We start from the raw sequence: 26,367 nt of genomic DNA on the forward strand, positions 1-26,367 counted from the left end.
GGCCCGTCATGTAATCGTCATAAAATTGTCGTCTACTGGCGCAGACCCCCACGCCACCGGACGCCGCGTGCAGAAGCACATCCTGATCGTCGACGACGAACCCGCCATCCGCGACATGGTGGCTTTCGCCCTCCGCAAGGGCGAATACGAGCCCATCCATGCCGGCGACGCCCGCGAGGCCCAGAACGCCATCGCCGACCGTGTCCCCGACCTGATCCTGCTGGACTGGATGCTGCCCGGCACCAGCGGCCTGGAACTGGCCCGCCGCTGGCGCAAGGACGCCATGACCCGGGATGTCCCGATCATCATGCTCACCGCCCGCGGCGAGGAGAACGACCGTGTCGGCGGCCTCGAGGCCGGCGTGGACGATTACGTGGTCAAGCCCTTCTCTGCCCGCGAGCTGCTCGCCCGCATCCGTGCCGTCATGCGCCGCTCGCGCGACGACGACGAGGACGGCAGCGTGTCGGTCGGCAACCTGCGCATCGACGGCGCCGCGCATCGCGTGTTCGCCGGCGACACGCCGGTGCCGATCGGCCCCACCGAGTACCGCCTGCTGCATTTCTTCATGACCCATCCCGAGCGCGTGTACTCCCGCACCCAGCTGCTGGACCACGTCTGGGGCGGCAGCGTTTACGTGGAAGAGCGCACCGTGGACGTGCACATCCGGCGCCTGCGCAAGACGCTCGAACCGCATGGCCTGGAAAACATGGTGCAGACGGTCCGCGGCTCCGGCTACCGGTTCTCCGCATCGATGTAAGCCGCAGGCTCCGGCCTGCGCGTCGCTGTCATACATATCTGCCTACAATCGATCCATGCCCCACCACATCCGTTCCGCGTGGTTCAAGACGCTAGGCCAGCTGGCCGGCATCCTCGCGTTGGCCGTGGTGATCGGCCTGCTGCTGGGCCAGATGTGGCCGGTGGTGACGCTGGCCGCACTGGGCGTGGTGGCGTGGCACTACTGGCGGCTACGCAAAGTGCTGCTGCGACTGACCGCGCGGCAGCGGCTGGAGCCCGCCCAGGGCCAGGGCGTGTGGAACGAGCTCGACCGCCTGCTCTTCCGCGGCCAGGCCGAGATGCGCACCCGCAAGCGCCGCCTGCTCGACATGTTGCGCGCCTACCGCGCCGCCGCCGCCGCCCTGCCCGATGCCGTGGTGGTGGTGGAACGCAACAGCCAGCGCGTGCAGTGGTTCAACAAGGCGGCCAGCAGCCTGCTCGGCCTGCAGTACCCCACCGACATCGGGGCGCCGGTCGGCGACCGCCTGCAGCCGCTGCCTATGTCGCATTGGCTCGCCGCCGGCCGCAACGCCGAGCCGATGCTGGATGCCGCCTCACCGGTGGACCCGGACTTGCGCCTCAACCTGCGCCTGATTCCCTACTCTGACCAGTACTGGCTGCTGGTCGCGCGTGACGTCAGCAAGATGCTGCGCCTGGAGCAGATGCGACGGGACTTCGTCGCCAACGTCTCGCACGAACTGCGCACGCCGCTGACCGTCGTGCACGGTTACCTCGACATGCTGGAGCCCACCGAATACCCGGACTGGGCACCGATGCTGGCGGAGATGCAGAAGCAGTCGCAGCGCATGACCCAACTGGTCGAGGACCTGCTGACCCTGTCGCGCCTCGAAGCCCAGGAGAGCCTGCCAGACGAGAACGTCGCGATGGCGCCGATGCTGGCCACGCTGCGCCGCGAGGCCGAAGCGCTGAGCCAGCGCCGGCATACCGTGGTGATCCAGGACGAGGCCGGCGTGGACCTGTCGGGATCGAACAAGGAACTGCACAGCGCGTTCTCCAACCTGGTCAGCAACGCGGTGCGTTACACCCCGGTGGGCGGCACCATCACCGTCCGCTTCGCGCGCGAAGGCGACGGCGCGGTGCTCAGCGTGCGCGACACCGGCTACGGCATTCCGTCCTCGCACCTGCCGCGTATCACCGAGCGTTTCTACCGTGTATCGACCAGCCGCTCGCGCGAGAGCGGCGGCACCGGCCTGGGCCTTTCGATCGTCAAGCACGTGCTCAACCTGCACCAGGCGCGGCTCGAGATCGAAAGCGAAGTCGGCCATGGCAGTACCTTTTCCGTGCATTTCGGCGCACAGCGCGTGGAACCCCGCCTGGACGCTTCAACCCCCGCCCTGACGGACCAGACCGCATGAATGCCGCCCTCGACACGACGCCCGCCACCCTGACCGGTGAAGACGTGCTGCGCGATCCCGCGCTGTACCTCAACCGCGAACTGTCCCAGCTGGATTTCAACTTCCGCGTGCTGGCGCAGGCGCAGGACCCGTCGGTGCCGCTGCTGGAGCGCCTGCGCTTCCTGTGCATCTCGTGCACCAACCTGGACGAGTTCTTCGAGATCCGCGCCGCCACCGTGCGACATGCGCAGGACTTCGGCCTGCCGCCCGGCGCCGACGGCATGAGCCCGGCCACCGTGCTCAACAAGATCCACGACCGCGCCGCCGAACTGGTGGATGCGCAATACAAGTGCTGGAACGACGTGCTGCGCCCCGGCTTGGCCGAGGCCGGCGTGCGCGTGTTCGGCCGCGACAGCTGGAACGCGCGCCAGACCCGCTGGCTGCGCGCCTACTTCCGCAACGAGATCATGCCGGTGCTTTCGCCGCTGGGCCTGGACCCGGCGCATCCGTTCCCGAAGATCCTCAACAAGTCGTTGAACATCGTGGTCGTGCTGAAGGGCAAGGATGCGTTCGGCCGCGCCGGCCACCTGGCCATCGTGCGCGCGCCGCGCTCGCTGCCGCGCATCATCCACCTGCCGCAACGCGTGTCCGGTGGCGAGAACGACTTCGTGCTGCTGTCGTCCGTGCTGTCGGTGTTCGTGGACGAACTGTTCCCCGGCATGGAGGTCAAGGGGTCCTACCAGTTCCGCGTGACCCGCAACTCCGAGGTCGTGGTCGACGAGGAGGAAGTCGAGAACCTGGCGCTGGCCCTGCGCGACGAACTCGTGGGCCGCGGCTACCGCCCCGCCGTGCGCCTGGAGATCGCCCACGATTGCCCCAAGCCCATCGTGCGCACGCTGCTGCAGAATTTCGCCCTGCCCGACAACGCGGTCTACCCGATCAACGGGCCGGTCAACCTCAACCGCGTCATCCAGGTGTACGACCTGGTCCAGCGCCCGGAACTGAAGTACCCCGCCTTCACCCCGCGCACGCTGCGCGACAGCGATGCGATCTTCGAGAAGGTCGCCGATGGCGACGTGTTGCTGCACCACCCCTTCGATTCGTTCGCGGCGGTGCATGAGCTGATCAAGCAGGCCGCCGTCGATCCGGAAGTGCTGGCGATCAAGCAAACGCTGTACCGCACCGGCAAGGATTCGGCCATCGTCGATGCGCTGGTCCAGGCCGCGCGCAACGGCAAGGACGTCACCGTGGTGGTGGAACTGCGCGCGCGCTTCGACGAGGACGCCAACCTCGGTGTGGCCGACCGCCTGCAGGAAGCCGGCGCGCAGGTGGTCTACGGCGTGGTGGGCTACAAGACCCACGCCAAGATGCTGCTGATCGTCCGCCGCGAGGGCCGCAAGCTGCGCCGTTACGTGCACCTGGGCACCGGCAACTACCACAGCGGCACGGCGCGCGCCTACACCGACATCGGGCTGATCACCGCCGATCCGGACATCGGCAACGACGTGCACCTGCTGTTCCAGCAGCTTTCCGGTCTTGCGCCGACCACCAAGCTCAAGCGCCTGCTGCAATCGCCCTTCACGCTCCACCCCGGACTCATCAAGAAGATCGAGCGCGAAGCGAAGCTGGCGAAAGCCGGCAAGCCCGCGCACATCATCGCCAAGATCAACGCGATCAACGAGCCACGCATCATCCGCGCGCTCTACGCGGCCTCGCAGGCCGGCGTGAAGATCGACCTGATCGTGCGCGGCGCGTGCGCGCTGCGCCCCGGCGTGCCGGGCATTTCCGAGAACATTCGCGTGCGCTCCATCGTTGGCCGCTTCCTGGAGCACAGCCGCCTCTACTGGTTCGGCAACGACGGCACCCCGGAGCTGTACTGCGCGAGCGCCGACTGGCTGGAGCGCAACCTGCTGCACCGCGTGGAAACCTGCTTCCCGATCCTGGACAAGGACCTCGCGACCCGCGTGTTCAAGGAAGGGTTGCAGAACTACCTCGACGACAACTGCAACGCATGGGAACTGCAGGCCGACGGCAGCTATCTCAAGCTGACGCCGGGCGACGACACCCCGCATTCGGCCCAGGGCATCTTGCTCGCGAAGGTGTGATGCGACCATCGGACGCGCCTGCCTCGGCGCATCGGCGCCATCGCGGTGCACCATCGTGCATTCCCACCCGCTAAACTGACCGCATGGCGCCCCTGAACTCCCCCACCTCCCCACCGCTCCAGGACGGGGACCTGCTGGCCGCGATCGATCTGGGCTCCAACAGCTTCCACATGGTGGTCGCGCGTTCGCTGCTCGGCCAGTTGCGCGTGGTGGATCGCCTGCGCGAAACCGTGCGCATGGCCGACGGCCTGGACGGCAAGGGCGGCCTGTCCGCCGCCGCGCGCCAGCGCGCGCTCGACTGCCTGTCGCGCTTCGGCCAGCGCATCCGCGATATTCCCGCCACCCGCGTGCGTGCACTCGCCACCAATACCGTGCGCCAGTTGCGCGAGCCCCAGGAATTCCTGGTGGCGGCCGAAGCCGCGCTGGGCAAGCCGATCGAAGTGGTCTCCGGCCGTGAAGAGGCCCGCCTGATCTACCTCGGCGTCGCGCACTCCCAGCCGCCGAAAGCGGGCCAGCGCCGCCTGGTGATCGACATCGGCGGCGGCTCCACCGAATTCATCATCGGCCGTGGCTTCGAGACGCTCGAGCGCGAAAGCCTGCAGGCCGGCTGCATCGCCAGCACGCGCCGGTTCTTTCCCGGTGGCAAGCTCTCGCGCAAGCGCTGGAAGGAAGCGCTCACCGAGATCGGCGCGGAGTTCCAACAGTTCGCCGGCCTCTACCGCGGCCTGGGTTGGCAGGAAGCCATCGGTTCTTCCGGCACCAACAAGGCGATCGGCGAGATCTGCGCGGCGATGAAGCTCACCAAGGGCGCCGTCACCGCCGAGGCGCTGCCGCAGGTGCGCGAGAAACTGCTGCAGGCCGATCGCATCGAGGACATCGATCTTCCCGGCCTGTCCAACGACCGCCGGCCGATCATCGCCGGCGGCGTGCTGGTGCTGGAGGCCGCGTTCGAAGCATTGGGGCTGCAGCGCCTGATGGTCAGCAAGGCGGCGATGCGTGAAGGCATCCTGTTCGACATGCTGGGCCGCGGTGGCGACAACGATCCGCGCGACCTGTCCACCGCGGCGCTGATGCAGCGCTACGGCATCGACGAATTCCAGGCCGCGCGTGTGGAAGCCACGGCGATGCGCCTGTTCGAACAGGTCGAGCAGAGCTGGGGCCTGGACGACGACGACGCGCGCATGCTCGGCTGGGCCGCGCGCCTGCACGAGATCGGCCTGGTGATCGCGCACAGCCAGTACCACGTGCACGGCGCCTACCTGCTGGAGCATTCGGACATCGAAGGCTTCTCCCGACAGGAGCAGCAAGTCCTGTCGGCGCTCGTGCGCACGCACCGGCGCGGCATTCCGAAGAATGCGTTCGATGCCCTGCCCGACCGCCTGCTGCTGAGTGCGAAGCGCAAGGCTGCACTGCTGCGCCTCGCGGTGTTGCTGCACCGCTCGCACGACAACGAGATCATCCCGCGCCTGGACGTGACCGCCCAGGGCGACCGCCTGGACCTGGTGGTCAGCAAGAAGTGGATCGACGCCCGCCCCCTGCTGCGCTCGGACCTGCTGGGCGAACCCGAGGACATGCAGGGCCTGGGCGTGGCGTTCAAGCCGTTCGTGGCCTGAGCCGTCCCGGCACTTCCCCTTATGTGACATGGCGGTACACTCGGACCTGCCGAGAGGTCCGCGGCGTGGCCTGCAACTTTCTGCCCCCACGCCATCCTCCCCGTCCGCCCTTGCGGCGGGGGCAGGCCCGACGGCTGTTCCACTTCGTCGTACGCCTGTCTTCAGGAGGAAGCCTTGATCGATCGAAGAATCCACGACGAGCTGTTGTCCGATGCATGGCTGGACGGCGGCCCCGGCGCCGCCGCCATCGGCCGCAACGTGGACCGCATGCTGGATGCCGTCCGCCGCCACCTCGACATGGACGTGGCCTTCGTCTCCGAGTTCAACGGCCGCGACCGCGTCTTCCGCCACGTCGCCAGCCGGCTGGACCCCGCCCCCATCCGTCCGGGTGATTCGAGCCCGCTCGAAGAGGGCTATTGCATGCGCGTGGTCGAGGGACAGATCCCGCAGCTGATCCCCGATACCGCCGCCGTGCCGTCGCTGGAGCACATCCCCGAAACCGCACTGGTGCCCATCGGCGCCCATCTCAGCGTGCCCATCCAACTGCGCGATGGTCGCGTGTACGGCACGTTCTGTTGCTTCAGCCTGGCCGCCAACCTGTCGCTCAGCCAGCGCGACCTGCACATGATGCGGGCCTTCGCCGACCTGCTGGCCTACCAGATCGACGGCGACCTCGATGCCGTGCAGGCGCACGAGGAAAAAGTCGCGCGCATCACCGCGGTGCTGGAAATGGGCCAGCCGCACGTGGTCTACCAGCCCATCTACCGCAGCAGCGAACGCCGCATCGTCGGCGTCGAATGCCTGTCGCGCTTCAGGCTGGAACCGCAGCGCACGCCCGACGTGTGGTTCGCCGAGGCGCGCGAGATCGGCCTCGGCGTGCGCCTCGAGCTCAACGCCATCTTGTCTGCGCTGGACGGCCTGCGTCAGATGCAGGGCGATTTCTATGTGGCGCTCAACGTGTCGCCGCAGACGATCATCAGCGGCGGCATCGACGGCTATATCGACGATCTCGACCCGCACCGCGTGGTGCTGGAGATCACCGAGCACTCGCTGGTGGACGACTACGGATTGCTCAACAAGCGCCTGGCGCCGCTGCGCGAAGCCGGCGTGCGCGTGGCCGTGGACGACGCTGGCGCGGGCTACGCGAGCATGCGGCACGTGCTGGCGATCCATCCGGACATCATCAAGCTGGACCTCAGCCTGACCCGCGACATCGACACCGATTCGCCGCGCCGAGCGCTGGCGGCGGCGCTGATCGAGTTCGCACGGCAGACCCAATCGCACGTGGTCGCCGAAGGCGTGGAGACGGCCTCCGAACTGGCGGCCCTGCAGGCGCTCGGGGTGGACGATGTGCAGGGCTACCACCTTGCGCGCCCCGCGGACGCCGACGTCCTCGCGCAGATGCTCGCCGCCGAACGTCCGCGCGGCTGATGCGCCGCGACGCTCTGGCATGATGCCGGCTCCGTCCTGCGCGTGCCGCCGATGAAAACCTACTCCCTCGCCGAGGGTCTCGCTACGTCCCGCATCGGCTACGGCTGCATGCACCTGAGCCGTGCCTGGGACGCCTCGCCGATCACGGCGGATGAGCGCCGCAACGCGCAACGGCTGGTCGAAACCGCGCTGGCCCATGGCATCACCCTGTTCGACCATGCGGACATCTATGCCCGCGGAAAATCCGAGCAGGTCTTCGGCGACGTGCTGCGCGGCTCGCCCGCCCTCCGCGCAAAGATGGTGTTGCAATCGAAGTGCGGCATCCGCTTCGCCGACGATCCGCCCGGCACCCCGGGCCGCTACGACTTCAGTCACGCGCACATCGTGGCGTCGGTGGAGGGCAGCCTTGCGCGCCTGGGCGTGGAGCATCTCGACGTGCTGCTGCTGCACCGCCCCGATGCGCTGGTCGAACCGGAGGAGGTGGCGCGCGCATTCGATGCGCTGCATGCCAGCGGCAAGGTGCGGCACTTCGGTGTCAGCAACCACACGCCCGGCCAGATCGATCTGCTGCGCCGCCATGTGCGGCAGCGGCTGGTGGCGAACCAGGTGGAAATCAGCCTGCTGCACCTGCCACTGATCGACGAGGGCGTGGTCGCCAACACCACCGGCCATGCCTATGCCTCGGCTGCCGGTACGCTGGACCACGCGCGTCTGCATGACATCCGCGTACAGGCGTGGTCGCCGCTGGCCGGCGGCAAACTGGCCACCACCTCCGAGTTCTCCGACCCGGTGATCCGCGAGACCTCGACGCTGCTGCGCCAACTGGCCGAGGCGAAGGGCGTGGCGCCGGAAGCGATCCAGCTCGCCTGGCTGCTGCGCCATCCCGCCGGCCTGCAGCCCATCGTCGGCACCACCGACCCGGTGCGGCTGGTGGCCTGCGCCGCGGCGGATACGGTGCAGCTCTCGCGCGAGGAGTGGTATGCGCTGTTCACTGCGGCGCGTGGGGCGCGGGTGCCGTGAGCATTGCTACCCCTTGTGCCGATGCACATCGAGGCGAATGACTTCAACGGCAAGATCTACCGCTTCCGCTATCTTGATGGACGCCCGTACGGGTGACGAGAACCAACCGACGACAATCCACTGGAGAGCGCATGGGCACCTGGGGCATCGGCTCGTTCGAGAACGACGACGCAGCGGATTTCATGATCGACGCATTGAAGAGCGGCGACCTGTCGTTGCTCGGTGAGGTGTTCGACAACGTGCTGACCTCCACCGAGTACGTGGAAGCGCCCGATGCCACGGTGGCCATCGTGGCCGCGGAGATCGTGGCCGCGGCGCAGGGGCGCCCCACGCCAGCCGCACAGCGGGAAGATGGCCTGGCCGAGTGGTTGGCGAGCATCCGCCCCACCATCGATGTCGCGCTCGCCACCCAGGCGCGCGACGCGCTTGCCCGCATCCTGGCCGAACACTCCGAACTCCGGGAGCTGTGGGAAGACACCGACGATTTCCATGAGTGGCAGGCCAGCGTCATCGAGCTGGGCCAGCATCTGCGCGCCTGACACCTACTCCCTTTCCGAAACCGCCCCAGGAACTGCCGTGACCGACCCGTACAACTCGTCGTCCGCCTACACCCCCTCGCCCACCGCGCCCCATGGCGCCGTGTTGTCCCTCAACGATGCGATGGTGACCACGGCGCTGGAACTGCCGGGCTACCGCATCCGCCGCAACCTGGGCATGGTGCGCGGCATCACCGTGCGATCGCGGTCGATCGTGGGCAATTTCCTTGGCGGCTTGCAGTCGTTGTTCGGCGGCAACATCACCATCTACACCGAACTCTGCGAACAGGCCCGCGACGAGACCTACCGCGACATGCTGCAGCACGCCCGGCAACTGGGCGCCAACGCGATCGTCGCCGTGCGCTACGACGCCACCGACGTGATGGCCGGCCTCACCGAGGTGCTGTGCTACGGCACGGCGGTGGTGGTCGAACCCACCGACCATTGATCCTGTTCGCGATGACACCATCGAAACGCAAGCGCCCGCGGTGGCGCAGGCTCGCGCTGGTCGCGCTGGTCCTGGCGGCTTACCCCGCCTTCGTCCTGATCTACACCTGGTCCCACGTGCTGCAGAGCCCGCTGCCGGGCGGCCGCCATGGCCCACTGGATGCGTACCGGCACACCCTCGCCAGCGCGGTCGTGGCCTACACGCTCGACCCGCGCGCCATCGACCTGGTGAACGGCGTGATGGAACGGCGCGGCAAACGGTCCAACCAGATGGACATCCACAACAACCTGATCGGCGCCGGCATCGGCGCGCGCGCGGCCCGTTTCGCGGACATCGAACCGACGGTGGCCCGCAGCGTGGCGGCCGGCCGGATCGATGCCGCAACGCCCGACCAGACCACGTGGCTGCCCCGAAACGACTGGAAGGAAGGGTTTGCGTGGTGAGGATCCCAACGAAACCCTCAGGAGGCGCCTGAACGAGCGCTCCGCTATAGTCGCTCGCAGTCACGGCCGGCCCCACGCCGACGGGCAGTCCCTCGCATCCTTGCCGGAGGTTGTCATGAAGCGTGTGTTCCGTTTGATCCTGGCCGTCATCGCCGGGCTGTTCGTGGGCAGCATCGTCAACATGGCACTGGTCATGCTCAGCGGCCACGTGATCCCGCCGCCGGCCGGCGTCGACACCACCACAACCGAAGGCCTGAAGGCGGCGATGCCGCTGTTCGAGCCGAAGCACTTCCTGTTCCCGTTCCTGGCCCATGCCGTGGGCACGCTGGTCGGCGCGTTCGTTGCGACACTGGCGACGCCCGGCCGGACCTGCGGCCCCGCATGGGTCGTCGGCGCGCTCTTCCTGATCGGCGGCATCGCCGCCGTCGCCATGCTGCCCTCGCCGCTCTGGTTCACCGTCGTGGACCTCGTTTTCGCCTACCTGCCGATGGCATGGCTGGGGCATCGGCTGGCGTCGCGGAAACCACAGGCGACCTGATGTCCGGCAAGCGCGGGCTTGAGACCATGAAACTGGCCGATGTTCGCGCGCATGCGCTGTCGCTCGAGGCGGTGACCGAGGAGCCGCACCACACTTATTCGTCGTTCCGCGTGCGCGGCAAGATCTTCGTGACGATTCCGCCGGAGGAGACGCACCTGCACGTGTTCGTCGGTGAAGAAGACCGCGAGCAGGCGCTGGCGATGCACCCCGCGTTCGTCGAGAAGCTGTTCTGGGGCAGCAAGGTGCTGGGACTGCGCGTGGACCTGGCCCGTGCTACGCCTGCGGTCGTCAAGGCGCTGGTGCTGAAGGCCTACGAGACCCGCGTGCGCAAGGATGCCGGACCACCTCGCAAGCGCTCGGCACGCTGAGCGCGCCGAGACAGTGACGAGATCGGCGACGGACGTGCCCCGACGGCATCGGGTGAACATGCCGCCGCACACGCCGTCATCCTGCGGTCACCAAACCGAAACACCCGCGACACCTGCCGGCCCCAGCATGCGCAAAACGTGGAGCTGCGCATGCGCTTTGCCATCGTCACCGAGACGTACCCGCCGGAAGTCAACGGTGTGGCCCTCACCGTGCAGGGACTGGAAACCGGCCTGCGCCAGCGCGGGCATGCGGTCTCGTTGGTGCGGCCGAAGCAGGCGACCGACACCGCGATCGCGGCGGACGACACGCTGCTGGTGCGCGGCGCCAGCCTGCCCCGCTACCCGGGCCTGAAGTTCGGCCTGCCGGCCACCCGGCGCCTGGTAGCGCTGTGGAAGGATTCCCCGCCGGACGCGATCTACGTGGCCACGGAAGGCCCTCTCGGGTGGTCGGCCGTGCGCGCCGCGCGCCGCCTGGGCATCCCGGTGGCCACCGGGTTCCATACGCGCTTCGACGAGTACATGCGCGACTACGGCGCGCGCTTCCTGGAACATACCGCGCTGCGCTGGATGCGCCGCTTCCACAATGGCGCGCAGGCGACCCTGGTACCGACGCGCGAACTGGCGGACTTCCTGCAGTCGCAGGGCTTCCACCAGGTGAAGCGGTTGGCGCGGGCCGTGGACGCCCAGCATTTCAGCCCGGCGCGGCGCGACGACGCATTGCGCGCCCAATGGGGCCTGCAGCCGGATGACCTGGCGGTGATCTACGTGGGCCGCATTGCCGCGGAGAAGAACCTCGATCTGTCGATCCGCGCGTTCGATGCTATCCGGCGGCAACACCCGACGGCAAAGTTCGTCTGGGTGGGCGACGGACCGGTGCGCGAACGGCTGGCGCAGGAGCATCCGGATTTCATCTTCTGTGGCGTGCAGCGCGGCGAAACGCTGGCACGGCACTTCGCCAGCGGCGACCTGTTCCTGTTTTCCAGCCACAGCGAAACCTTCGGCAACGTCACCCTGGAAGCAATGGCGAGCGGCGTGCCGACGGTGGCGTTCAACTACGGCGCCGCGCGCGAGCACCTGGTCGATGGCGTCCACGGTGCGGCCGTCGATGACGACGAAGCCTTCCTGGCCGCGGCGCAGCGGCTGGCCGCCGACCCCGCGCTGCGTCGCACGATGGGCGAAGCCGCCGCGGTCGCGATGCGCGCGCTTCGCCCCGAGCAGGTCGCGGCTGACTTCGATGACCTGCTCACCGATCTCGCCCACACCCGGAGAAGCCACCATGCGTCCGCTGCTGCCGCGTAATGCCTTCATGGGCCGGGATACCGGCTGGTGCCTGCGTGCGAACCGCTGGGGCGAATGGAGTGGCGTGCGCCGCTTCTTCGCCATCATCAGCCGACTCGGCGATGGGGTGTTCTGGTATGTGCTGATGGCCGCGCTGATCGTGGCCGATGGCCTGGACGGCCTGGCCGCCTCCGCGCACCTGGCCGCTACCGGGGTGATCGCGCTGACGCTGTACAAGCTGCTCAAGCACTGGACGCGGCGGCCGCGCCCTTTCGCCTCGGACGTACGCATCCGCGCCTGGATCGCGCCGCTGGACGAATTCAGTTTCCCGTCCGGGCACACCCTGCACGCGGTGGCCTTCACGCTCGTGGCGCTTGCCCACTATCCGGCGCTGGCGCCGCTGCTGATCCCCTTCGCCGGCTGCGTGGCAGCCTCGCGCGTGGTGCTCGGCCTGCACTATCCCAGCGACGTGCTCGCCGCGACCGTGATCGGCACAGCCCTGGCGGGACTGTCGATCTGGCTGGTGCCCGGCGTCAGCTTGCTGGGGTAATGGAGAGGCGTCAGGGCTTTTCCATCCGGGCGCGCGTGATCGCGGGTTGCAGCTGGCCCGCCCAGTCCCGGTCGTTCGCCACCTGCGCGTCGCCGCGGCTGCGCTCCAGTGCGTCGAGATCGAGATCGGCGAACACCCACACCTCATCGCCCGAGGTCTGCGCGACGATGCCATCGGCAGGCAATCCACGATCCATCGGCGCGAAGATCGCGGCCTCGCCGGTGTTGATGTCGAGCGCCGGACTCCACGCCGCCTCGCCCGCCGTCACCGACTGCGCCACGAACACGCGGTTCTCCAGCGCCCGCGCGAGGCATCCCACGCGCACGCGGGTCGCGCCGGCCTCGGTATCGGTGCAGCTGGGAACCAGCAGCAGGCGCGCACCGGCTTCGGCCTGCGCACGCACCGGCAGCGGGAATTCGCTGTCGTAGCAGACGGCCACGCCGGTGCGCACGCCATCCAGGTCGAACACCTTCAACGCATCGCCGCCGTCGATGACGGCAAGGCCTTTCTCGAACCCGGTGAGCTGCAACTTGTCCTGCCAGAGGTGGGCGCCCTGTGGCGTGAACACATCGCAACGATTGCGGTAGCGGCCATCGCCCTGCGCCACCAGGAAGGTGCCGGCCACGATGTACATGTCCAGCGACGTCGCCAGCCGCGCGTACAACGCCAGCCAGTCGTCGCGGTAGCGCTGGATCGCGGCCAGCGAGGCGTGCAGGTCGGCCTGCGTGTCGGCTTCGAAGGTGGCGGCCAGTTCCAGCGACAGATACTCGGGCAGCACCGCGACGCGTGCGCCTTGCGCGGCAGCCTCGCCCAGCACGGACGCCTGGCGTTCGGCGAACGCGGCGAAATCGCCGGGCGCCTGGATCGGATACTTCGCTACCGCGACTTTCATCGTGCCGTCTCCAGCGGGCGCAACCAGAACGTCAGCGCATGGTCGATCTCGCCGTGGCCGATCTCGTCCCACGGCAGCCGCATCGTCATGCCCGGGCGCCGCGCGTAGCCGCGCTTGGTCCAGAACAGATCATTGTCGCGATGCCCTGCCGGCTTGCGTGCATCGCCGTCATCGCGATCGACGGCGCAGAACGCGGTCCACGCGAAGCGACCCAGCGCACGCGCATGCGCTTCGCGATGATCGAAGAAGGCATGACCGATGCCACGCCCGCGATACGCCGGCAACAGGACGGATTCGCCGAAGTAGAAGACGTCCTCCGGATCGATGGCGCCGTCCAGGAACGGCTGGCGGAAGGCGTCCGTGTCGTCCATCAGCGGAAGTCCGGTGGACGCACCGACCACCTGCCCCGCCTCCATCGCCAGCACGAACAGGCTGTCGGCCGACCGGACATAGGCATCCAGATAGTCGCGCTCGAAATCGAAGTCGCCTTCGTACAGATAAGGCCAATCGCGGAACACCGCCACGCGCAGGCGTGCGACATCGTCCAGCCAGGGCGTGATCTCCGCCCCGCGAAAGAGGCCGATGGTGTGCGCAGGATCCATCCTTGAACTCTAACGCACGCCATCGGCCGGGGCGAGGCAATGACGGGGATGCTCAGTCCCACCAGCTGTAGACGATGAGGCGCTCGGTGGGCAGCACCACCAGCCACGCGCCGCCGCGGGTATCGCGGGTGTAGTACGCACCCTCCCGCCACGCGGCGCGCAGCCTGCCGCGCATGCCATTGCCGATGTCCGCATGGGCGACGCCGGGCCACAGGCCCGAGCTGTCGTCCCATCTGCTCCACGTCACCGGCAGCGGAGACGGCTGCCAGGCTTCGTAGTGCGTCGGTCCGCGCGAGGACAGCACGCCACGCGAGGTGGTCGCACCTTCGAAGTACGCCAGCCCGTCGCGCTGGATCGCGGCCGCCGCGGGATCGGACAGCTCCATCACCACGGCACCCTGCGATTCACAGCGCAACAGCAGTCCGAACAGCAGGCATTGCAGTTGGCCCGGCGTCATCGCGAAGCGCTGCAAGCCTGAGGTTTCGATCACCGACGGCAGCAGTTGCTGCGCGCGGTGGTAAAGGCGGACGCGATTCATGGTCCAGCCTGCTGCGAGCACGAGGAGGAAGGCCGCAAGCGCGACCTTCCCCCGTGAGCGGCGTGCGCCCTGCGCCATGGGTCAGCGCAGTTCCGTGCCGAGCGCATACCAGTCCACCTTGCGGGTCACCCACATGATCACGGCGAGGATGCCGAACAGCAGCAGCGAACCCATCAGCAACGCGTTGTCTTCGGAGACCAGCAACCCGTAGAGCACGCCGTACAGCAAGGTCAGCATCGTGGCGAAGCCCGCCGCGCGCAGCCAACTCTGGAGCACGCCCGACAGATAGACGAACTGCAAGCCGATGCACGCCGCCGCCGACACCAGGTAGGCCTGCCAGAAGGCGATGTGCTCGGACAGGCTCAGCAGCAGCAGGAAGAAGATCGCCAGCGCCAGGCCGACCAGCAGGTACTGCAGCGGATGGATCGGCAGTCGCTTGATCAGTTCGAACAAGGCGAAGCCGACGAAGGTCAGCACCACGAACAGGATGCCGTACTTGCTGGCACGGTCGGCCTGCGTGTAGACGTCGATCGGATCGACCAGGCTGACGTGCAGCGCATCGACGCTGCTGCTGAGCGGGGCCGCCAGCACGCGCCCGTCGACGATGCGGTCGGCGCGCGCATCCTGGCCGTCCTCGCCGCGCAGTTGCTTCTGCGCGTTGCTGGCCAGCGAGGAGATCTTCCAGGTGGCGTTGAAGCCGGAACCGCTGACTTCGCTGCTGGGCGAATAACCCTCGAACTTCGGATGCGGCCAGTTGGATTTGATGCGGATATCGTTGTTGTCGCCCAGCGGTACGACCGACAGCGATTCGGTGCCCTTGAGCAGCAACTTCATCACCACCCGTTGGCCCGCCACCCGACCCGCCGCGACCGCCGGCAACTCGGCATGGATGCCATCCAGGCGCGCACCGAGATAGCCGGTGCCGGACTTCAGCGGCAGCGTCGCGCCATCCACCCTCAGCTCAGGCGTGCCGGCGACGCCGCGCACGTCGGAAATGCCGAACACGAGATACGGCGTGCCGTACTGGCGCTCCGACCCGGTCGCCGCAGGTCCCGGCAAAGCGGGCTCGAAGGTGGCCTCGAGGTCGGCGTGCCACTCGTACACCCGCACCTTGTACAAGCCCACGGCACGCTCCGATGGCGCGAGGCGGCCGGTGACGCCCAGCGTCTTCGGCATCTGCAGCAGGTGGCCGGTGGTCTTTTCTTCCCGCAACCGCTTGATGCCCTTGTCGTCCAGCCATTCGGTACGACGGACCTCCGTCCACGGCACGACCCTGATGGGTCCGGTCACGCGCTGCTTGCCGGCGGTGCCTTCGATGACGCGCTCGACGGCCTGGTGACGGTAGGCCTCGCGCTCCTGGATGGTGCCCCGGATCATCATCAGGGGGATGAGCAGCAGCAGAACCAGCCCGCCGATGGTGAGGAAACGCAACAGCAATTTCAGTGACTTCATGTCGATGCCCCGGTTGGATACGCGGTGCATCGTCCGGCGTCCGTGTGCAACGGGCCGGAAGCCTGTTTGAAGGCTGTGTGAAGTGCGGCCTCAGACCGCCGGCAGCGAGAGGACGGCTTCGGCGCCGCCGTCAGGCCGGTTGTGCAGCATGGCTTCGCCGCCGTGCAGGCGCATCACCTCGCGCACGAATGGAAGGCCCAGGCCGGAACTGCGCTGGCCGTTGTCGGGGCGTGGCAACGAATAGAATCGCTCGAACACGCGCTCGTGCGCGTAGTCCGGCACGCCCGGACCGCGGTCGCGCACGATGAAGCGCACCTGGTCCGCGTCGGACTCGACGGCGAGTTCGACGACAGCGCCCGCCGGCGAGAAGGCGATGGCGTTGTCCAGCAGGTTGCCCAGCGCGCGGCGCAACAGGAAGCCGTCGCCTTCCACCGCCCAGGTTCCCTGTACCGGCGCTTTGACGACCTGCACGCCGCGAGGCGTCAATCGGTCGTCCACCGCCTGCACGACCTCGTCCGCCAGCGTGGCGGCATCCACGCGTTCGCGGCGCTGCAGCCAGCCGTGCTGCTCGACTTCCGCGAGCGCCAGCAGCTTGTCGATGGTTTCGGTGAGCCGCTGCTCCTGCGCCTGGATGTTGCGGGCGAAGCGTTCGCGGTCCGCTTCCGGCAAGGGTTCCTGCAACAGCTCGGCGGCGCCGCGGATGGCGGCCAGCGGGCTCTTCATCTCGTGGGTCAGCGACTGCACGTACTGCTCCACGTACGCCTTGCCGGCCAGCTTGCGACGCATCGTCTCCAGCGCGCGACCGAGGTCGCCGATCTCGTCGGCGCGCGGACGCGGCGGTGGCACCGGCTCACCGGCACTGACCGCCTGCGCGTAGCGGTTGAGCCCACCGATACCGCGCACCAGCCACCATGTCATCAGCACGCCGATCAGCGCGGAGATCCCGATCAGCCATGCGCCGCGCAGCAGGATGCTGCGCTGGCTGGCGACGATGAACGGCTCGATGCTGCGGTTGGGTTGCGACAGTGTCAGCACACCGAGCAAAGCGCTGCGGTCGCCCGGGTCGTAGATCGGTGCGGCCACATGCATCACCGTGTGCGCGGTGTCCCCAGGGATCTCCGCGCTGGAACGCGCACCGTACTCGCCGCGCAGGGTGCGATAGACATCGTTCCAGCGCGAGTTGTCGCGCCCGACGTCGCGCCCCTGCGAATCGAACACCACGGTGCCGCGGGCGTCGGTGACCGTGACCCGGTAGTCCACGGTGCGCTTCTGGAAGCGCCACACCCAGGCTTTCGGATCGCGCTTCTGCGCCAGCGCCACGTGGCGCGCGAACGCACCGTCGGCGATGCGTCCGGCCTTGAGATCGTCGGCGGCCACTTCGGCCAGCAGGTTCGCGGCATCGACCAGGGTGGATTCCATCGCCTGGCGCACGCCGGGCTTCACCTCGTTGACGAACACGCGCATCACGAAAAACGCGGCGATGCCGACGATGAGGAAGAAGCCGAGGACGAGCTTGAGCCCGAGCCGCACCGGTCAGGCCTCGACGGCGTAACCCAGGCCGCGGTGGGTGCGGATCGGGTCGGGGTCGGCGCCGGCCGCACGCAGTTTCGCGCGCAGCGTCTTCACGTGCGTATCGACGGTGCGGTCGGCACTGTCGGCATCGCTGTCCCAACCGCGGTCCATCAGCTGGGCACGCGTCAGGATGGCGCCGGGACGCTGCAGCAGCGCATCGAGCACGGCGTACTCATAGCGGGTCAGGTCGAGCAACTGCTGGCGGAAGCGGATGCGGTGGCCTTCGCGGTCGATGGCAAAGACCCCCCGCGTGACCCACTCGCCCGCCGCCTGCGGCGCACTGCCCCCTGCCCGGCGCAGGCGCGCCCGCACGCGGGCGACCAGCTCGCGCGGCGAGAACGGCTTGGTGACGTAGTCGTCGGCGCCCAGCTCCAGGCCGAGCACACGGTCGATCTCGTCATTGCGGGCGGTGAGGAAGATCACCGGCACGTCGCTGAAGCCGCGCAGCTCGCGGCAGACATCGAAGCCGCTGACATCCGGCAGGCCCACGTCCAGCACCACCACGTCCACGCCACCGGCGCGCACGCGCGGGGCGACCTCGCGGCCGAGCAGGCAGTGGTCGGCCTCCAGGCCTTCGCTGCGCAGCGCATACAGCACGGCATCGGCGATGGCGGTTTCGTCTTCGGCAATCAATACGCGCGGCATGGCGCAAGCATATATGCTGCGCGCCATGAATTACCGCCACGCTTTCCACGCCGGCAACCACGCCGACGTCCTCAAGCACCTCGTCCTGCTGGCGATGGTGGATGCGCTGAAGCGAAAGGACGCGCCGTTCTTCGTGCTGGACACGCATGCTGGCCGTGGCCATTACCTGCTGGGCGGGGCGGAAAGCCGCAAGATCTCCGAAGCGGACGAGGGCGTGTTCAAGCTGGCCGGCGTGCCCCGCCTGCCGGAGCTGGCCGAACGCTACCTGCGCGCGGTGCAAGCCAACAACCCGGTCGGCGCGCTGGTCGCCTACCCGGGCTCGCCGCTGCTGGTCGCCCAGGCGATGCGCGCGCAGGACCGCTTGGCCGCCTGCGAACTGCAGCCGGAGGAAGCCGCGGCACTGAAGGCGGTGTTCGACCATGACGACCGCGTCGCCGTGCATGCGCGCGATGGCTATGCGGCGATGAAGGCGCTGCTGCCTCCGCGTGCGGGCAACCAGAGGATCGCGCGCGGCCTGGTGCTGGTCGATCCGCCTTACGAAGCGCAGGATGCCGAATACCCCGCCATCACTGCGGCGCTGCGCGATGCGCTGGAACGGTGGCCCGCGGCGACTTATGCCGTCTGGTACCCGATCAAGCAACGCCGCAGCCTGCTGCCGTTCTTCCGCAAGATGGCGGCGCTGCCCTCCAAGGGCGCCTTCGTGGCCGAATTGCAGGTGCGCCCGGACGACTCGCCGCTGCGCCTCAATGGCAGCGGCATGCTGGTCATCAATCCCCCGTGGCAGTTGGACGAAGCATTGGCGCCGGTCCTGCCGGTGCTGGCCGCGAGCCTGGGCGAGACCGGGGCCAGCCATCGATTGGAGTGGCTGCGCGCGGCGAGCTGACGCGCACGGCATCGCCACGGGCCTGTGCGAGAATCGGCCCCTTCCCACGACGACACAGACCTTCTCCATGGCCGGATCCAGCCTGTTCGCCCTGATCGACGACATCGCCACCCTGCTGGACGACGTGTCCGTGATGACGAAGGTGGCCGCGAAGAAGACGGCGGGCGTGCTCGGCGACGACCTGGCGCTCAACGCCCAGCAGGTCACCGGCGTGAAGGCCGACCGCGAGTTGCCGGTGGTGTGGGCGGTGGCCAAGGGCTCGATCGTCAACAAGGCCATCCTGGTACCGGCGGCGCTGGCGATCAGCGCGCTGGAAACCTGGCTGCACGGGCGCGGTTACAACATCCCGCTGGTGACGCCGCTGATGATGATCGGCGGCGCCTTCCTCTGTTTCGAGGGTGTGGAGAAGCTGGCCCACAAGTTCCTGCACAAGGGCGAGGACGAGCAGCAGCATGCCGAGCGCCTGGCCGCGGTGCAGGACGCGAAGGTCGACATGGTCGCGTTCGAGAAGGACAAGATCCGCGGCGCCATCCGCACCGACTTCATCCTGTCGGCCGAGATCATCGTGATCTCGCTCGGCACGCTGGGCGGCCGCACGTTCCTGGAGCAGGTGCTGACGCTGGTCGCCATCGCCGCGATCATGACCGTGGGCGTGTACGGCCTGGTGGGCGGCATCGTGAAGCTGGACGACGCCGGCCTGGCCTTGACCTCCGACGCACGCGACAGCGGCTGGGCGCGCTTCAAGCGGGCCTTCGGCCGCGGCATCCTCTACAGCGCGCCGTACCTGATGAAGTTCCTCTCGATCGCCGGCACCGCGGCCATGTTCCTGGTCGGCGGCGGCATCCTGGTCCACAGCATCCCGGCGCTCCACCACGTCATCGCACCGTATACGCAGGGCGGATGGGGCGTGTTGTGGGAAAACCTGTTCAACGCGGGCGTGGGCGTGGTCGCCGGCGCGGTCATCCTGGCCGTGGTCACGGCCGTCCAGCGCCTGCGCGGCAAACGCCACGCTGCCTGAACCGCGTGCCCGACGGCCCTCGCCGCCCCTCCGGATTTCATGCGAGCATCCGCCCATGACCGCGCCGAAACGCCTGCCGCCCTGGCATGAACACTTCCGCCTGCCCAGCGGGCGCGAACTGCTGATCCGCCCGATCCGCCCCGAGGACGCCGGCCCCATCCAGGGCGCCTTCGGCCTGCTCGGGCCGGAAGAGATCCGCCAGCGCTTCTTGTACGCGCTGAAGGAACTGACGCCGGACATGGCCCAGCGCCTGACCCACCCCGACCCGAACACCGAGTTCGCTCTCGTCGCCGCCGAACCGCTGCCGCCGGGCGAGGCGTTGGTGGGCGCCGTCGCACGCGCCTCGCTGGTGGCGCGCACGCGCGATGCCGAATTCGCGATCCTGGTCAGCCACTTCATCGCCGGCCAGGGCCTGGGCCGCCACCTGATGCGCAAGCTGGCCAAGTGGGCGCGTTCGAAAAAGCTCGACCGGCTCTATGGCGACGTGCTCGACAGCAACGAGCCGATGCTGCAGCTCGCCCAGTCGCTGGGCTTCAAGCGCGTGCGCGAGGCCGACAACGCGGGCCTGGTGCGCGTGGTGCTGGACCTCAACGAAGAGCCCTAGGGCCGCGACGCGGCCTGCTGTTCCGATCAACGGCCATTCCGCTCCACCGCACCGGCGTAACCTGCGCGTCGGGGAGCTGGCGGCAGGCCTTGCCGTGTCCGGCAAGGTGCCTTCCATGGACAGCCCCGAAGATCGACTCAACGCTTTCCTTGGCCACGCCGTGGGCGACCTGGGCGCTGCGATCAGCGCCACGCTGATGCTGGTCGGCGACCGCCTCGGCCTGTATCGCGCGCTCGCCGAATCCCCGGCCACTCCCGCCGAACTCGCCGAGCGCACCCGCACCCACGAGCGCTACATCCGCGAATGGCTGGCCAACCAGGCCGCTGGCGGCTACGTCACCTACGACGCCGCGACCGGGCGCTACGCCCTGGATGACGCACAGCGGCTCTGCCTGGCCAGCCCGGACAGCCCGGTCGACCTGGCCGGCGCTTACTACATCGTCGAAGCTGCCTTCCACGCACTGGAACGCACGACCGACAACTTCCGGACCGGCCAGGGCATGGAATGGGGCGAGCACCACGCCTGCCTGTTCCATGGCACGGAGCGCTTCTTCCGCGCGGGCTACCACGCGCATCTGCTGACCGAATGGCTGCCTGCGCTCGACGGCGCCGTGGACAAGCTCACCCAGGGCGCCCGCGTCGCCGACGTGGGCTGCGGGCACGGGGCAAGCACGCTGCTGATGGCGAAGGCCTTCCCCCGCTCGCAGTTCATCGGCTACGACTACCACGCGGACTCCATCCGAACCGCCAACGAGCGCGCGCGGGCGGCCGGCGTCGGCAACGCGCACTTCGCCGTGGCCGATGCGGTCGGCTACGAAGACAAGGATCTCGACCTGGTGGCGTTCTTCGATTGCCTGCACGACATGGGCGACCCGGTAGGCGCCGCCCGGCACGCCCGCCAGGCGCTCCGTCCCGACGGCCACTGCCTGCTGGTGGAGCCCTTCGCCGGCGACGCGGTGCAGGACAACCTCAATCCGGTGGGACGCGTCTACTACGGCGCGTCGTCGCAGATCTGTGTACCGGTCTCGCTGGCGCGCCATGGGCCGGCACTCGGGGCGCAGGCCGGCCAGGCGCGCCTGCAGGCGATCATGAGTGAAGGCGGCTTCGGGCGTTTCCGGCGCGCGACGCAAACGCCGTTCAACCTGGTACTGGAAGCCCGCCCCTGAACCTGCCGAGGAGACCCCCCATGCCCCGCTACCTCATCGAACGCGACATCGAGGGGGCCGGCCTGATGACGCCGGCCGAGCTGAAAGCCGTTTCGCAGAAGTCCTGCGGCGTGCTGGCCGAGCTCGGCCCACAGGTGCAGTGGGAGCACAGCTACGTCACCGACGACAAGGTCTACTGCGTGTACCGCGCACCCAGCGAGGCGCTCGTGCGCGAACACGCAATGCGTGGCGGCTTCCCCGCCAACCGCATTTCGCCGGTGGTGGCGATCATCGATCCGCTGACCGCCGAATGAGGCATCCCGCGCGGCGGTGAAGGCCGCCGACGGGGCTGTTGGTACACTGCGCATCCCTTTGCGCTGGGCACCCATGGTGTCCGGCGCTGCTGCTGTTTTGTGTACCCATGACCGACACCAAGAACACCGCCCTTCCCGCTCCCCCCCTGCCGCGTGGCGGCCAGTCGCGTGCCTGGTGGCGCGCGCCCGCCTCGCCGACCGCACTGGCATGGTCCATCGCCGCGGCCGCACGTGCCCATGAAGGCCCCGTGCTGGTGGTCGCGCGCGACAACCATGAAGCGCACCAGGTGGAAGCCGACCTGCACACGTTGCTGGGCAGCGCCAGCGACTTGCCGGTGGTGCCGTTCCCGGACTGGGAGACCCTGCCCTACGACCAGTTCAGTCCACATCCGGACATCGTCTCGCAGCGACTGTCGGCCCTGCATCGCCTGCCGACGCTGAAGCAAGGCATCGTGGTGGTGCCGGTGCAGACGCTGATGCAGCGCCTGTCGCCGCTGCGCCACATCGCCGGTGGCAGCTTCGACTATCGCGTAGGCCAGCGGCTGGACTTCGATGCCGAGAAGCGCCGTCTCGAGGCCGCCAGCTACCGGCACGTGCCGCAGGTGCTCGACCCGGGCGACTTCGCCGTGCGCGGCGGGCTGCTTGATGTCTACCCGATGGGCGCCGATGCGCCGCTGCGCATCGAGCTGCTGGACGATACGGTCGACTCGCTCCGCCACTTCGATCCGGAGAGCCAGCGTTCGCTCGATCGGGTGGAATCGGTGCAGTTGCTGCCCGGCCGCGAAGTGCCGCTGGACGAGCGCTCGGTGGATCGCGCGATGACGCTGCTGCGCGACCGCTTCGACGTGGACACGCGTCGCAGCGCGCTGTACCAGGACCTGAAATCGGGCCTGGCGCCGGCGGGCGTGGAGTACTACCTGCCGCTGTTCTTCGATGCGACCTCGACGCTCTTCGATTATCTGCACACCGACACGCTGCCGGTGCTGACCGACGGGTTCGGCGAAGCGGCGGAAGCGTTCTGGGCGCAGACGCGCAACCGCTACGAGCAACGCCGCCACGACATCGAGCGTCCGCTGCTGCCGCCCGACGAGCTCTACCTGTCGCCCGACGGCCTGCGCGAGCGGCTCAACCAGCAATCGCGCATCGACGTGTGCGGGCCGCAGCACAGCCGCCACGCCGACGCCCTGCCGTTGGGCGACCAGCCGTTGCCGCCGCTGCCCGTGGCAGCGAAGGATGCGCCCGCCGGCGAAGCGCTGACGTCGTTCCTCGGCCACTACCCCGGCCGCGTCCTGATCGCCTCGGATTCGCCGGGCCGGCGCGAGGCACTGCTGGAAGTGCTGCAGGCCGCCGCGCTCGTTCCCGAGGTGCTGGCGGACTTCACCGCATTCCGCACCGGGCGCGACCGCTTCGCGATCACCGTGGCGCCGCTGGAGGACGGCTTCGCCCTCGACGACCCGCGCATCGCGGTGCTCACCGAGCGGCAGCTGTTCCCCGAGCGCGCCACCCAGGCACATCGCCGCAAGCGCACCGGCCGCGAACCCGAAGCCATCATCCGCGACCTGGGTGAACTGACCGAAGGCGCGCCCATCGTCCACGAGGACCACGGCGTGGGCCGCTATCGCGGCCTGATCGCGATGGACGTGGGCGGGATGCCGGGCGAGTTCCTGGAAATCGAATACGCCAAGGGCGATCGCCTGTACGTGCCGGTCGCGCAGCTGCATCTGATCAGCCGTTACTCCGGCGCATCGCCGGAGACGGCACCGCTGCATTCGCTGGGCGGAGAAGCCTGGGCTAGGGCGAAGAAGAAGGCGGCCGAAAAAGTCCGCGACGTGGCCGCGGAACTGCTGGAGATCCAGGCGCGTCGCCAGGCCCGCGCCGGCTTGGCGCTGCACGTGGACCGGCCGATGTACGAACCGTTCGCGGCCGGCTTCCCGTTCGAGGAGACGCCCGACCAGCGCGCGGCCATCGAAGCGGTGTTGCGCGACCTGCAGTCCAGCCAGCCGATGGACCGCGTGGTCTGCGGCGACGTCGGCTTCGGCAAGACCGAGGTCGCAGTGCGCGCGGCCTTCGCCGCCGCCAGTGCCGGCAAGCAGGTCGCGGTGCTCGTACCGACCACGCTGCTGGCCGAACAGCATTACCGCAACTTCCGCGACCGCTTCGCCGACTGGCCGTTGAAGGTCGAGGTGCTGTCGCGCTTCAAGACGGCCAAGGAGATCAAGGCGGAACTCGACAAGCTGGCCGAGGGCAAGCTGGACGTCATCGTCGGTACGCACCGCCTGCTGCAGCCGGACGTGAAGTTCGCCGACCTCGGCCTAGTGATCGTGGACGAGGAACAGCGTTTCGGCGTGCGCCAGAAGGAAGCGTTGAAGGCCCTGCGCGCCAACGTCCATTTGCTGACGCTGACCGCCACGCCGATCCCGCGCACGCTCAACATGGCCATGGCCGGCCTGCGCGACCTGTCCATCATCGCCACGCCGCCGGCCAACCGCATGGCGGTGCAGACCTTCGTCACGCCCTGGGACGACGCGCTGCTGAAGGAAGCTTTCCAGCGCGAGCTGTCGCGCGGTGGCCAGGTGTACTTCCTGCACAACGACGTGGAGAGCATCGGCCGCATGCAGCGCGAGCTGCAGGAGCTGGTGCCCGAGGCCCGCATCGGCATCGCCCACGGGCAGATGCCGGAACGCGAGCTGGAACAGGTGATGCTGGATTTCCAGAAGCAGCGCTTCAACGTGTTGCTGTGCACGACGATCATCGAATCGGGCATCGACATCCCGAACGCCAACACCATCATCATGAACCGTGCCGACAAGTTCGGCCTGGCGCAGCTGCACCAGCTGCGCGGTCGCGTCGGCCGTTCGCACCACCGCAGCTACGCCTACCTGGTGGTGCCCGACAAGCGCAGCATCACCGCCGACGCGCAGCGCCGGCTGGAAGCGATTGCCTCGATGGACGAACTGGGCGCGGGCTTCACCCTTGCCACGCACGATCTCGAGATCCGCGGCGCCGGTGAACTGCTGGGCGAAGACCAGAGCGGCCAGATGGCCGAAGTCGGTTTCAGCCTGTACACCGAGCTGCTGGAGCGCGCCGTGCGTTCGATCCGGGCTGGCCACCTGCCCGACGTCGACCTGGGCCAGGAGCGCCGCGGCGCCGAAGTCGAATTGAACGTGCCCGCACTCATCCCCGAGGACTACCTGCCCGACGTGCACACGCGCCTGACGCTCTACAAGCGCATCAGCAGCGCGCCGGAGAAGGACGACCTGCGCGACCTGCAGGTGGAAATGATCGACCGCTTCGGCCTGCTGCCCGATCCCGCGAAGTACCTGTTCGCCACGGCCGAACTGAAACTGGCCGCGAACGACCTGGGCATCCGCAAGCTGGAGCTCGGCGAACACGGTGGCCGCATCGTGTTCGAGAGCAAGCCGAACATCGACCCGATGGCGGTGATCCAGCTGATCCAGAAGCAGCCGAAGCTCTACACGATGGACGGCCCGGACAAGCTGCGGATCAAGGTGCCGCTGCCCGATGCGCCGGACCGCTTCAATGCGGCCAAGGCCTTGCTCGCCACGCTGGCGCCGTGACGATGACGTTCGCCGCGCGCACCCTGCGACACCGCAACCTCTCCCAGGCTGCGCCAGCGTGAGCTTCGATCCCTCTCCCGACTTCACCGATATCGCCTGCTCGCTGGAGTCGCTGGCGCTGGCGATCGAAGTCCGCGATGCGTACACGCGCGGCCACTGCGACCGCACCGGGCGCATCGCGCGGGCGCTGGGCCAGTGCTTCGACCTGGATGCCGCACAGCTGGAACAACTCGAACTGGCCGCGCATTTCCATGACGTCGGCAAGATCGGCGTGCCCGACCGCGTGCTGCTGCACCCCGGCGCGGTACCCGACGATGACTGGCCGGCGATCCGGGCCCACAGCGCGCTGGGCGAACGCATCTTCCTGGCCAGCGGCCACGACCATGCGGTGGAAGTGGCCACGCTGATCCGCCACCACCACGAGGCGATGGATGGCAGCGGCTACCCCGATGGCCTGGCCGGCGATGCGATACCGCTCGGCGCTCGCCTGCTGCGCGTGGCGGACAGTTATGACGCGATGACCACCCGTCGCACCTATGCCGACGCACGCAGCCACGACACGGCCATGCGGATCCTGCATGGAGAGCAGCACCAGAAGATCGACGCCGAGGTATTCCGTGTATTCGAACGCCTGATGCGCGACGCGGTACTGCGCGACGGCTGACG

At 68.5% G+C, this 26,367-nt stretch carries 26 protein-coding genes; 20 read left to right on the plus strand and 6 right to left on the minus strand.

Annotation, left to right across the window (positions count from 1 at the left end):
- Positions 1 to 67 precede the first annotated feature (67 nt).
- The 13 genes from phoB to ACSION_RS13850 all read left to right on the plus strand — a co-directional run bounded on the left by phoB (position 68) and on the right by ACSION_RS13850 (position 12,459).
- Positions 68 to 757, plus strand: coding sequence for a phosphate regulon transcriptional regulator PhoB (gene phoB / locus ACSION_RS13790; protein WP_435306353.1), 690 nt, complete (start codon positions 68 to 70; stop codon positions 755 to 757).
- A 55-nt stretch (positions 758 to 812) separates the two neighbouring features.
- Entirely contained in the window at positions 813 to 2,150 is a 1,338-nt protein-coding gene (gene phoR, locus ACSION_RS13795) for a phosphate regulon sensor histidine kinase PhoR (RefSeq protein WP_435306354.1), read from the plus strand.
- Complete coding sequence (ppk1, locus tag ACSION_RS13800; RefSeq protein ID WP_435306355.1) at positions 2,147 to 4,234, plus strand: polyphosphate kinase 1; 2,088 nt, start codon at positions 2,147 to 2,149, stop codon at positions 4,232 to 4,234. Before phoR ends, ppk1 begins: the two co-directional genes overlap by 4 nt.
- Before the next feature lie 92 nt (positions 4,235 to 4,326).
- Positions 4,327 to 5,847 carry an exopolyphosphatase gene (gene ppx, locus ACSION_RS13805; protein WP_175502074.1) on the plus strand — a complete coding sequence of 507 codons (1,521 nt, stop codon included), beginning with the start codon at positions 4,327 to 4,329 and terminating at the stop codon, positions 5,845 to 5,847.
- 174 nt (positions 5,848 to 6,021) lie between these two features.
- Complete coding sequence (locus ACSION_RS13810; protein ID WP_435306356.1) at positions 6,022 to 7,278, plus strand: sensor domain-containing phosphodiesterase; 1,257 nt, start codon at positions 6,022 to 6,024, stop codon at positions 7,276 to 7,278.
- A 51-nt stretch (positions 7,279 to 7,329) separates the two neighbouring features.
- Complete coding sequence (locus ACSION_RS13815) at positions 7,330 to 8,298, plus strand: aldo/keto reductase (RefSeq protein WP_435306357.1); 969 nt, start codon at positions 7,330 to 7,332, stop codon at positions 8,296 to 8,298.
- A gap of 131 nt (positions 8,299 to 8,429) precedes the next feature.
- A complete protein-coding gene (locus tag ACSION_RS13820) occupies positions 8,430 to 8,837 on the plus strand; it encodes a DUF4259 domain-containing protein (protein ID WP_435306358.1) in 408 nt (135 codons plus the stop codon).
- Positions 8,838 to 8,874: 37 nt separating this feature from the next.
- Positions 8,875 to 9,282 carry a YbjQ family protein gene (locus tag ACSION_RS13825; RefSeq protein WP_435306359.1) on the plus strand — a complete coding sequence of 136 codons (408 nt, stop codon included), beginning with the start codon at positions 8,875 to 8,877 and terminating at the stop codon, positions 9,280 to 9,282.
- 11 nt (positions 9,283 to 9,293) lie between these two features.
- Entirely contained in the window at positions 9,294 to 9,725 is a 432-nt protein-coding gene (locus tag ACSION_RS13830; RefSeq protein WP_435306360.1) for a hypothetical protein, read from the plus strand.
- 115 nt (positions 9,726 to 9,840) lie between these two features.
- Complete coding sequence (locus ACSION_RS13835) at positions 9,841 to 10,263, plus strand: hypothetical protein (RefSeq protein ID WP_435306361.1); 423 nt, start codon at positions 9,841 to 9,843, stop codon at positions 10,261 to 10,263.
- Complete coding sequence (locus tag ACSION_RS13840; protein WP_435306362.1) at positions 10,263 to 10,631, plus strand: MmcQ/YjbR family DNA-binding protein; 369 nt, start codon at positions 10,263 to 10,265, stop codon at positions 10,629 to 10,631. Before ACSION_RS13835 ends, ACSION_RS13840 begins: the two co-directional genes overlap by 1 nt.
- A gap of 150 nt (positions 10,632 to 10,781) precedes the next feature.
- Entirely contained in the window at positions 10,782 to 11,930 is a 1,149-nt protein-coding gene (locus tag ACSION_RS13845; RefSeq protein ID WP_435306363.1) for a glycosyltransferase family 4 protein, read from the plus strand.
- The gene (locus ACSION_RS13850; RefSeq protein WP_435306364.1) at positions 11,908 to 12,459 is read left to right on the plus strand and encodes a phosphatase PAP2 family protein; all 552 of its coding nucleotides are present in this window, start codon (positions 11,908 to 11,910) and stop codon (positions 12,457 to 12,459) included. Before ACSION_RS13845 ends, ACSION_RS13850 begins: the two co-directional genes overlap by 23 nt.
- A gap of 10 nt (positions 12,460 to 12,469) precedes the next feature.
- Here the strand turns inward: ACSION_RS13850 and ACSION_RS13855 are convergent, their stop codons facing one another.
- The 6 genes from ACSION_RS13855 to creB form a co-directional block, all read right to left on the minus strand.
- On the minus strand, positions 12,470 to 13,351 hold the full coding sequence (locus ACSION_RS13855) for a carbon-nitrogen hydrolase family protein (RefSeq protein ID WP_435306365.1): 882 nt from the start codon (positions 13,349 to 13,351) through the stop codon (positions 12,470 to 12,472).
- Complete coding sequence (locus tag ACSION_RS13860) at positions 13,348 to 13,953, minus strand: GNAT family N-acetyltransferase (RefSeq protein WP_435306366.1); 606 nt, start codon at positions 13,951 to 13,953, stop codon at positions 13,348 to 13,350. The genes ACSION_RS13855 and ACSION_RS13860 overlap by 4 nt, the downstream gene beginning before the upstream one ends.
- Before the next feature lie 52 nt (positions 13,954 to 14,005).
- Positions 14,006 to 14,491, minus strand: coding sequence for a hypothetical protein (locus ACSION_RS13865; RefSeq protein WP_435306367.1), 486 nt, complete (start codon positions 14,489 to 14,491; stop codon positions 14,006 to 14,008).
- An 81-nt stretch (positions 14,492 to 14,572) separates the two neighbouring features.
- Positions 14,573 to 15,943: a cell envelope integrity protein CreD gene (gene creD / locus ACSION_RS13870; RefSeq protein ID WP_435306368.1), complete on the minus strand. Its 1,371-nt coding sequence runs from the start codon at positions 15,941 to 15,943 to the stop codon at positions 14,573 to 14,575.
- 90 nt (positions 15,944 to 16,033) lie between these two features.
- Complete coding sequence (creC, locus tag ACSION_RS13875; protein ID WP_435306369.1) at positions 16,034 to 17,473, minus strand: two-component system sensor histidine kinase CreC; 1,440 nt, start codon at positions 17,471 to 17,473, stop codon at positions 16,034 to 16,036.
- 3 nt (positions 17,474 to 17,476) lie between these two features.
- Complete coding sequence (gene creB / locus ACSION_RS13880) at positions 17,477 to 18,160, minus strand: two-component system response regulator CreB (RefSeq protein ID WP_435306370.1); 684 nt, start codon at positions 18,158 to 18,160, stop codon at positions 17,477 to 17,479.
- 25 nt (positions 18,161 to 18,185) lie between these two features.
- Between creB and ACSION_RS13885 the strand changes: the two genes are divergently transcribed.
- The 7 genes from ACSION_RS13885 (at position 18,186) to ACSION_RS13915 (ending at position 26,365) form a co-directional block, all read left to right on the plus strand.
- Positions 18,186 to 19,043: a 23S rRNA (adenine(2030)-N(6))-methyltransferase RlmJ gene (locus ACSION_RS13885; RefSeq protein ID WP_435306371.1), complete on the plus strand. Its 858-nt coding sequence runs from the start codon at positions 18,186 to 18,188 to the stop codon at positions 19,041 to 19,043.
- Between the two features lie 67 nt (positions 19,044 to 19,110).
- On the plus strand, positions 19,111 to 20,061 hold the full coding sequence (locus ACSION_RS13890) for a DUF808 domain-containing protein (RefSeq protein ID WP_435306372.1): 951 nt from the start codon (positions 19,111 to 19,113) through the stop codon (positions 20,059 to 20,061).
- 55 nt (positions 20,062 to 20,116) lie between these two features.
- Positions 20,117 to 20,665 (plus strand): GNAT family N-acetyltransferase, encoded by a 549-nt coding sequence (locus ACSION_RS13895; RefSeq protein WP_093486842.1) that lies wholly within the window; start codon positions 20,117 to 20,119, stop codon positions 20,663 to 20,665.
- Positions 20,666 to 20,780: 115 nt separating this feature from the next.
- Positions 20,781 to 21,830 (plus strand): class I SAM-dependent methyltransferase, encoded by a 1,050-nt coding sequence (locus ACSION_RS13900; RefSeq protein WP_435306373.1) that lies wholly within the window; start codon positions 20,781 to 20,783, stop codon positions 21,828 to 21,830.
- 20 nt (positions 21,831 to 21,850) lie between these two features.
- A complete protein-coding gene (locus ACSION_RS13905) occupies positions 21,851 to 22,123 on the plus strand; it encodes a DUF4242 domain-containing protein (RefSeq protein WP_093486844.1) in 273 nt (90 codons plus the stop codon).
- Positions 22,124 to 22,230: 107 nt separating this feature from the next.
- Entirely contained in the window at positions 22,231 to 25,701 is a 3,471-nt protein-coding gene (gene mfd / locus ACSION_RS13910; protein ID WP_435306374.1) for a transcription-repair coupling factor, read from the plus strand.
- A gap of 58 nt (positions 25,702 to 25,759) precedes the next feature.
- A complete protein-coding gene (locus ACSION_RS13915; RefSeq protein WP_435306375.1) occupies positions 25,760 to 26,365 on the plus strand; it encodes an HD-GYP domain-containing protein in 606 nt (201 codons plus the stop codon).
- Positions 26,366 to 26,367: the final 2 nt, after the last annotated feature.

Origin of the sequence: Pseudoxanthomonas sp. LjRoot125 (assembly GCF_964252705.1) — a bacterium.
Lineage (GTDB): Bacteria > Pseudomonadota > Gammaproteobacteria > Xanthomonadales > Xanthomonadaceae > Pseudoxanthomonas_A.

Excerpts from the sequence above, each read along its gene's own strand:
- ACSION_RS13900 (WP_435306373.1), top strand. The coding sequence starts at position 20,781 with ATGGACAGCCCCGAAGATCGACTCAACGCTTTCCTTGGCCACGCCGTG.
- ACSION_RS13905 (WP_093486844.1), top strand. The coding sequence starts at position 21,851 with ATGCCCCGCTACCTCATCGAACGCGACATCGAGGGGGCCGGCCTGATG.
- ACSION_RS13820 (WP_435306358.1), top strand. The coding sequence starts at position 8,430 with ATGGGCACCTGGGGCATCGGCTCGTTCGAGAACGACGACGCAGCGGAT.
- creB (WP_435306370.1), bottom strand. The coding sequence starts at position 18,160 with ATGCCGCGCGTATTGATTGCCGAAGACGAAACCGCCATCGCCGATGCC.
- ACSION_RS13815 (WP_435306357.1), top strand. The coding sequence starts at position 7,330 with ATGAAAACCTACTCCCTCGCCGAGGGTCTCGCTACGTCCCGCATCGGC.
- ACSION_RS13840 (WP_435306362.1), top strand. The coding sequence starts at position 10,263 with ATGTCCGGCAAGCGCGGGCTTGAGACCATGAAACTGGCCGATGTTCGC.
- ppk1 (WP_435306355.1), top strand. The coding sequence starts at position 2,147 with ATGAATGCCGCCCTCGACACGACGCCCGCCACCCTGACCGGTGAAGAC.
- mfd (WP_435306374.1), top strand. The coding sequence starts at position 22,231 with ATGACCGACACCAAGAACACCGCCCTTCCCGCTCCCCCCCTGCCGCGT.
- ACSION_RS13885 (WP_435306371.1), top strand. The coding sequence starts at position 18,186 with ATGAATTACCGCCACGCTTTCCACGCCGGCAACCACGCCGACGTCCTC.
- ACSION_RS13845 (WP_435306363.1), top strand. The coding sequence starts at position 10,782 with ATGCGCTTTGCCATCGTCACCGAGACGTACCCGCCGGAAGTCAACGGT.
- ACSION_RS13855 (WP_435306365.1), bottom strand. The coding sequence starts at position 13,351 with ATGAAAGTCGCGGTAGCGAAGTATCCGATCCAGGCGCCCGGCGATTTC.
- ACSION_RS13860 (WP_435306366.1), bottom strand. The coding sequence starts at position 13,953 with ATGGATCCTGCGCACACCATCGGCCTCTTTCGCGGGGCGGAGATCACG.
- ACSION_RS13865 (WP_435306367.1), bottom strand. The coding sequence starts at position 14,491 with ATGAATCGCGTCCGCCTTTACCACCGCGCGCAGCAACTGCTGCCGTCG.
- ACSION_RS13830 (WP_435306360.1), top strand. The coding sequence starts at position 9,294 with ATGACACCATCGAAACGCAAGCGCCCGCGGTGGCGCAGGCTCGCGCTG.
- ACSION_RS13895 (WP_093486842.1), top strand. The coding sequence starts at position 20,117 with ATGACCGCGCCGAAACGCCTGCCGCCCTGGCATGAACACTTCCGCCTG.
- creD (WP_435306368.1), bottom strand. The coding sequence starts at position 15,943 with ATGAAGTCACTGAAATTGCTGTTGCGTTTCCTCACCATCGGCGGGCTG.
- ACSION_RS13890 (WP_435306372.1), top strand. The coding sequence starts at position 19,111 with ATGGCCGGATCCAGCCTGTTCGCCCTGATCGACGACATCGCCACCCTG.
- ACSION_RS13850 (WP_435306364.1), top strand. The coding sequence starts at position 11,908 with ATGCGTCCGCTGCTGCCGCGTAATGCCTTCATGGGCCGGGATACCGGC.
- ACSION_RS13835 (WP_435306361.1), top strand. The coding sequence starts at position 9,841 with ATGAAGCGTGTGTTCCGTTTGATCCTGGCCGTCATCGCCGGGCTGTTC.
- phoR (WP_435306354.1), top strand. The coding sequence starts at position 813 with ATGCCCCACCACATCCGTTCCGCGTGGTTCAAGACGCTAGGCCAGCTG.